The 7,054-nt window shown below is 65.0% G+C and carries 5 protein-coding genes; all 5 read right to left on the reverse strand.

Translation table 11 applies throughout. From position 1 onward, the window contains the following. Positions 1–748: sugar phosphate isomerase/epimerase (locus Q4A20_RS07990; protein WP_303122169.1), on the reverse strand; the 748-nt coding region annotated here is incomplete at its 3' end. Positions 749–1,997: 1,249 nt separating this feature from the next. After that, positions 1,998–2,957 (reverse strand): substrate-binding domain-containing protein, encoded by a 960-nt coding sequence (locus Q4A20_RS07995; protein ID WP_303122171.1) that lies wholly within the window; start codon positions 2,955–2,957, stop codon positions 1,998–2,000. A 76-nt stretch (positions 2,958–3,033) separates the two neighbouring features. After that, positions 3,034–4,056, reverse strand: a complete 1,023-nt coding sequence (locus Q4A20_RS08000; protein ID WP_303122172.1) for an ABC transporter permease — start codon at positions 4,054–4,056, stop codon at positions 3,034–3,036. Beyond that, positions 4,053–5,588: a sugar ABC transporter ATP-binding protein gene (locus Q4A20_RS08005; protein ID WP_303122174.1), complete on the reverse strand. Its 1,536-nt coding sequence runs from the start codon at positions 5,586–5,588 to the stop codon at positions 4,053–4,055. Before Q4A20_RS08005 ends, Q4A20_RS08000 begins: the two co-directional genes overlap by 4 nt. A gap of 73 nt (positions 5,589–5,661) precedes the next feature. Next, on the reverse strand, positions 5,662–6,705 hold the full coding sequence (locus Q4A20_RS08010; protein WP_303122175.1) for a Gfo/Idh/MocA family oxidoreductase: 1,044 nt from the start codon (positions 6,703–6,705) through the stop codon (positions 5,662–5,664). Positions 6,706–7,054: the final 349 nt, after the last annotated feature.

The raw sequence follows: 7,054 nt of genomic DNA on the forward strand, positions 1-7,054 counted from the left end.
TGACGGCCTCGCCGAAGGGCCAGTCCTTCTCGTGGGCCTCGCGGGTGATGTCCTCATCGAAGGCCTTGATGTGCACATAGGTGATGCGCTCGGGATACTTCTTGCACAGCTCGACCGGGTCACCGCCGCCGTAGACCACGTGGCCGGAGTCCAGACACAGGTTGACGTACTTGGGATCAGTCGCGTCGAAGATGCGGGCGATCTCCTCCGGCGTCTCGATGTGCGAGTCGCCGTGGGGGTGCAGCACCATCTTCAGGTTGTACTCGTCCAGCAGCATCTGTCCGAGCGCATTGGCGTGCTCGACGTACAGCTTCCAGGCGTCGTCGGAAAGGACGCGGTCGTCGGTCCACTCCCAGGTCTTGTCGTCGCGGTAGAGCGGGGGCAGGTGAACCATGTACTCAGCGCCGACGGCGGCGTGAGTCTCGGCGATCTCCCGGAAGTGCCGCTGCGTCTCGGGCCAGGCCTCGGCCTTGTGCAGGATGCCCCAGCCGGTGCCGGCGACCACGCGCATACCGTACTCGTCGCACCACTTCTGCAGTTCCTTAGGGTCGGTGGGGAAGTAGCCCCACGGGCCGGTCTCGATCACCTCGAAGCCGGCCTCCGCCATCTCCTGCCAGGCCTGGCGCGGATCCATCTGCTTGGGGTCGTCGGCGAACCAGACACCCCACTGATCCGGACAGACCCCAATGGTGAGCTTGGAGTACTTCGGATCATTGGTGTTGACGGCCTTTGAGGCGGTAGACGTCATTGTCACTCCTGACATTTCAGATCGATCGTCGGGCCGATGAGGGAACCGACCCAAGCATCCGAATCGTTTCGGACAGCTACGAGTGTAGCCGCCGCGCAGCCAAAACGCCAGAGTTTTGTTAGGACAAATTTTCCCCGGCAGAGCTTCCCACCGTGACGGCGACACGCGATGACCAGCCGGGCGCCGTTCCGATACTCGCCCGCGGATGCGGTGCGCCCCCTCAGTCAATGGGTGCTGCGGGGCGGCCACCGGGTGCCACGCCACCGGCAGCCACCCCGCAACTCCTCCGGGTACTTCCGTTGTGCACTCCCGGGAGTGATCCTTCCGCGCGTTCACCGCCTCCCTCAAACCGACTCTTCCGGTTTGAGGGTGTGGTGTTTCCGGGCCGGCGGGGTCGTTCTCGGGGGCGGATGAGGTCGATGTCGAGCCGGCGGGGTCGTGTTCGGGTCGGTGGGGTCGTGTTCGGTAGGCGCAGACCTGCCGAACACGACCTTTTCAGCCCCAAACCCTCCACATTCGGTAGGGTTTCGGGCTCATAAGGACGTCTTCGGCCAGCGTGGGTCGTTCTCGGGCTTACAAGGACGTCGTGGGGGCACCGAGGACGTCGTCGGGCTGGCCAGGACGTTGTCCGCCGGGCGGGGACGCCCTCGCCGTCGGCCACGCGGAGTGCTCGAGGACGCGGGATGAACCTCCACGACGTGGGTTGACCGCCGAGGACACCCTCCCAGGCGGCGTCCTCGAGGACCGGGCCGCGTCGTCGGCGGCTATCCCACGTCCTCGAACAACCCCCACCAACCCACCCACACCGGCTCTTCGTGCTGGTGGCTGTGGTGGCCGATGTGTCTTGATGTTTGTGGGTGTGCTGGCCGGCATGTTGCGAGCTAAAGGACGCGGCGAGCCTTCCGGTTCAACCGAGCCGGACCCGGCCGCACTTGGCTGCCGACCACCCCGATGCCCGGTAGCGAGGCCATCTGCTACGTCCCTTCGGGGTCAACAACGCCGGTTAACGGTCAAGTCATGACGGGCACAGGCGCCTACACTCAACGGCCAAGGTAGAGGCCTTAGGCGGTGTCATACTCTGTTCTCACACCACCCGTGATACCCCGAAGGCCTCACCCCACCCCACACACCAAGCCGACACCACCCCGCCCACTTGCACAACACGACCTAGAACGAAGAGCCATGAATCGGCCCCACCGCCGCGAGGGAGGTGGGGCCGATTCCGAGCCCCGGGTTGAGTTCGCAGGGATTAGTCGTAGACGGCCTCCTGGATCTCCGGGTCCTGCATGTTGGTGGCGTCGTACCAGTAGTAACCCGAGTCGATGAACTTCTCCACGCTCTTGCCGTCAACGACCTCCTTGGCAGTGGACACCGCCTGGTAACCCATCTGGTAAGGGTTCTGGGTCACCGACCCCGCGATTGCGCCTGAGGTGATGAGATCCATCTGGGGCTTGCCAGAATCGAAGCCGACGACCTTTGCGCTCGCCCCAGCGGTCTGCACGGCCTGGGCGGCTGCCACCGCGCCATCATCGTCTGTGGCGAAGATGCCGGCCAGATCCGCGTTGGCCTGGATGATCGCCGCGGCCTGCTGCTGGGCAACAGCCTGGTCTGAGTTGTTGTACTGAACATCGACGATCGTGATGCCCGGAGCGTTGGCCGCGATCCATTCCCGGAATCCCTGTTCGCGATCCTGCCCGGTCAGCGAGGTCTGGGAGTGACAGATGATCGCGACCTTGCCGGTGGCGTTAAGCTGATCGGACAGGTGGGAGGCGGCCTCAGCGGCGGCGGCCTTGTTGTCGGTCGCCACCGTCGCCACCGGGATATCCGATCCCGGCACACCGGAGTCGAAGGCAACGACGGGGATGGAGGCATCGGCGAACTGCTGAAGCACCGTGCCCTGGGCATCAGAATCCAAGGCGGCGAAAACGAGCGCAGCGGGCCGCTTAACCAGGGCCTGCTGGAGCTGGTCATTCTGGCGGGGGACATCGGTCTCAGTGTCGGGGCCGTTGAAGGTCACCGTGAGGCCGAGATCCTTACCCGCAGCCTCGGCGCCGGCCTTGACCGTCGCCCAGAAGGGACTGGCGTAGCCCTTGGCCACCACGGCGATGGTCTTGTTGTCGCCTCCCTCCGAGCGGCCGCAGGCGGCAACACCGGCGATGGGGATGAGCGTCAGGCCGGCGGCCAGAACGTGGCGTCGGGATAGGTTCATTATCAGATCTCCTTGTTCTTCATGGATGGTCTTGGCCCGCCTCCGGGCCTGGTGGAATGAGCGCGACGGCTCGGTTTCACTTCTTCTGACGACGAGTGTCGAGGTAGACAGCCGCCAGGACGACGATGCCCAGGAGCACCTTCTGCCACTGGTCCGGGATGGACATGAGCACCGCACCATTGCGGATAGTGGCGATGACAATGGCGCCTACGACCGAGCCCACGACCGAGGCGCGACCACCCAGCAGCGAGGCGCCGCCGAGCACTGCCGCCGCAATTGCGTACATCTCGTAGGACTGGCCTACATCGGGCTTGCCCGAGGCCAGACGTGAGGCCATGAGGACACCGGCCATACCGGTGAAGGTGCCGCCCAGGGCGTAGACGTAGAACTTCCAGCGGCGCACATTGACACCGGACAGACGTGTTGCCTCCTCATTGGAGCCGATCGCCAGAGCGTAGCGGCCGATGAGGGTGCGGTTAAGCAGGTACCAGGCGATTGTTGCAGCCACGGCGATGAGGAAGACGGCGTTGGTGATACCCAGCGTCTTGCCCTGCCCGAGAGTCAGGAAGGCTCCGAATTCAGACAGCGGGATCGCCGAGGTGCCGGAGATAACCATCGCCATGCCCCAGGCGACGAGCATCATGGCCAGCGTGGCGATCATCGGCTGCATTCTCAGGTAGGCGACCAGCAGGCCGTTTATACTGCCCATGGCAGCGCCGGCCAGCAAGCCGGCCAGGACTCCCAGCCCGATGACTACCGGGGTGCCCATCCCCTGCGCAGCCGCCCACTTCATTACTACGGCCAGACACACTCCGGTGAAGGCGATGCCAAAGCCAGGGGTCAGGTCGATACCGCCTGTGGCAATCACGAAGGTCAGGCCCAGCGCCAGCAGTACGTAGACGGAAGCATCAAGCAGGAGCGCCGAGAAGTTCGAGACCTGCAAGAAGTACGGGCTGGCGATCGTGAAGACGATGATGAGGATGAGCTCAGAGACCACCACCAGCACCTGGGAAGAATGACGCTGGAAGAAACCCGTCCTCACCCCCTTCTTGGTCTTCGCTACCGGCGCCGAGGGCTCGACGGTCGTGGACGTGCTCACTTGGACTCCTTTATCTGCTCCGTGGTCTGGCCAGTGGCCAGCGCCATGATCGAGTTCTGGGTGGCCTCCTCATTAGTGAGGGTCCCGGTGACCCGCCCCTCCCACATGACCACAATCCGGTGGGCGAGGCGCAGGACCTCGGGGATCTCCGAGGAGATGACGATGATGGACTTGCCCTGGGCGGCCAGGCTGTTGAGCAGGTCGTATATCTCGTCCTTCGCGCCGACGTCGATGCCGCGCGTCGGCTCATCGAAGATGAGGATGTCGCAGTCCCGCGCCAGCCATTTGCCGATCACGACCTTCTGCTGATTCCCGCCCGAGAGGTTGCGGGCGAGCTGATTGATGGATGGGGTCTTCACCCGCAGCCGCCCGACGTAGGTGTCGGTGGTGGAGGCGGCCTTGGAGTCATCGACGACGATCCCGCGCGCCCAGGCCCGGTAGGAGGGCAGGGCGGTGTTCTCGACCAGGTCCTTCTCAAGCAGGAGCCCGTAACGTTTGCGGTCCTCGGACAGGTAGGCGATGGAGTGTTCGACCGCCTGCTCGGGCGAAGCGATGCGGACCTGCCTGCCGCCGACCTCGATCGTGCCTGAGGTGTGCGGATCGGCGCCGATAAGGGCACGGGCGGTCTCGGTTCGTCCCGCGCCCACAAGTCCGGCGAAGCCCAGGATCTCCCCTCGGCGCAGTTCAAAGCTGACATTCCTCAGCAGGTCTTTGGTCGACAGATTCTCAACCTTGAGCACCGTCTCGGGATCGCCGTCCAGGGGCGTGGGACGGATATTGGACTCGATGCGTCTGCCCACCATCTGCTCGATGATGTTATCCACCGTCAGCTCCTCGGCCGGCGTGGTCGCGATCCATTGCCCGTCACGCATCACGGTGACGGTGTCGGAGACCCGCTTGATCTCGTTCATCCGGTGCGAGATGTACACGATCGCCGTGTCCTCGGTAACGAAGTCATCCATGACCGCGAACAGCGCCTCAGTCTCCCGCTCGGTCAACGCCGCCGTGGGCTCGTCCATGATGAGGACCTTGGCGTTGAAGGACAGCGCCTTGGCGATTTCGACCATCTGCTGGGTGGCGACGGTCAGGTCTCCGACCATCGCGTCGGGGTCGAGATTGAGCCCGACCCGCTCGAGGAGCTCGTCGGTGGCCCGGCTCATCTTCGACGGAGAAAGATTGAAGCGTATCCCGTTGTACTGCTCCCGGCCGAAAAAGATGTTCTGCGCGACCGTGAGGTCGGGCATCAGGTTAAGCTCCTGGTGGATGATCGAGATCCCCTTGGACTGTGCGTCCAGAGGGTCTCGAATCGTCGTCTCCTCACCGCTCAGGCGGATGGTGCCGCCGTCGGGCTGGTGGATACCGCCCAGGACCTTCATCAACGTGGATTTGCCCGCCCCGTTCTCGCCGACCAGGGAGTGCACCTCCCCCGGCCTGAGGATGAATCGCACCTGATCTAGTGCCAGGACCCCGGGGAACCGTTTGGTGATTCCCTCAACCTCGATGAGTGGCGCAACAGCGCCGTCACTCGTCATCTCGTTTGTTGTCCTTTCCTGTGAGCGATGACCGACGCGCCCAAGCCCGGTCGCCTGAGCGCCTATAGGGTGCTCAGGCCTGGATCTCCTCCAGCCGCACCGGCCGTCCCTGCTCGCGCGAGATGCCCAGGGCGATCGCCACCCGCAGCGCCTCCAGCGCCTCCCGGGCCTCGCACCTGCTCGTCGCCCGGCCCGCGACCACATCAATGAAGGCGCGCAACTCTCGGCCGTAGCAGTCGGCGAAGCGCGCGATGAAGTCAACCCAGGGCTCGGGGCCGGGGAAGTCCGCGCCGGGCTCGACACTCACCAGCGGGACCTTGCGGTCCAGGCCGACGGTGGCGTTGGCCCTGGTCCCCGCAATCTCCATCCGCACGTCATAGCCCTGCCCGTTATTTCGGGAGGTCTGAGCTGTAACCATGGTGCCGTCGTCCAGGCGCAGCAGCGCCACGCCCTCGTCGATGTCTCCGTGGGCGCGGAAATAGTCGGCGCCACGCACCTGCCCGAAGGCGACGACCTCGACCACCTCCCGGCCGGTGACCCAGCGCAACGCGTCAATGTCATGGATCAGGCAGTCCCTCCAGATCCCACCGGAGGTCGCCACGAAGGATTCCGGCGGCGGATTCTGGTCACAGGTGAGCATGTGAACACGATGGACCTGGCCGAGCTCACCGGCCCGAACCCGGCGCCTGGCCTCAGCATAGGCCGGGTCGAAGCGGCGCTGGAAGCCGATCTGGGAGGCTATCCCCGCCCGAGAGATGGCATCTATGCAGCGCTTGGTGCCGGCCAGATCGGAAGCCAGGGGCTTCTCACAGAAGACGGGCAGGCCGACACGGGCGCAGGCCAGGACCAGTTCCTCATGGCTCGCGGTCGGCGTGGCGATGACGACGGCGTCGTATTCCTCAGCGCGGGCGAAGACCTCCCCCGGGACAGTGTGCTTGACGGCTACCCCCGAAGCGGGTTCAAGCGCCTGAGCCACCTCGCGGGCACGGTAGGGATCGGCGTCTGCCACGGTCAGGGCGACCTCGTCGATCGCGGCCAGCGCCGCAGCGTGCCCCCGGCCGATGCGGCCCGCCCCCAGAAGGGCGCAGCGAATCCCAGTGGAAGTAGTCTGGGTCATCAGTGACCTCGTTTCACAACAGGGCGAGATGCCCGACAGGCGGCCACACATCAATGGACACAAGCACCTTCGCCTGCAACCTCACCACTTAGAAATGTCGTGACAAAGTGTAGCATAGTGGTACTGTCGTCGCGCACTACCTCACACGTCGTTATCATCCCCTTATCCAACGGTCCGGGCTCCGCGCCGCGGAGCACATCGGTGCCCCGCAGGATACTTCCTGCGAGGCACCGTTCCCCTGCAAGCCACGGATGCGGCGCGCCCCCGCAGTGATTGGACCCGCCGGGGCGGCCCACCCCGGGGCCCCCCCCCCCCAACCGGGTTGTCGTCCGGCCGGCGGCCCGGCCCC

The sequence above is a fragment of the Actinomyces sp. genome (assembly GCF_030530635.1).
Lineage (GTDB): Bacteria > Actinomycetota > Actinomycetes > Actinomycetales > Actinomycetaceae > Actinomyces.

Excerpts from the sequence above, each read along its gene's own strand:
- Q4A20_RS08005 (WP_303122174.1), bottom strand. The coding sequence starts at position 5,588 with ATGACGAGTGACGGCGCTGTTGCGCCACTCATCGAGGTTGAGGGAATC.
- Q4A20_RS08010 (WP_303122175.1), bottom strand. The coding sequence starts at position 6,705 with ATGACCCAGACTACTTCCACTGGGATTCGCTGCGCCCTTCTGGGGGCG.
- Q4A20_RS07995 (WP_303122171.1), bottom strand. The coding sequence starts at position 2,957 with ATGAACCTATCCCGACGCCACGTTCTGGCCGCCGGCCTGACGCTCATC.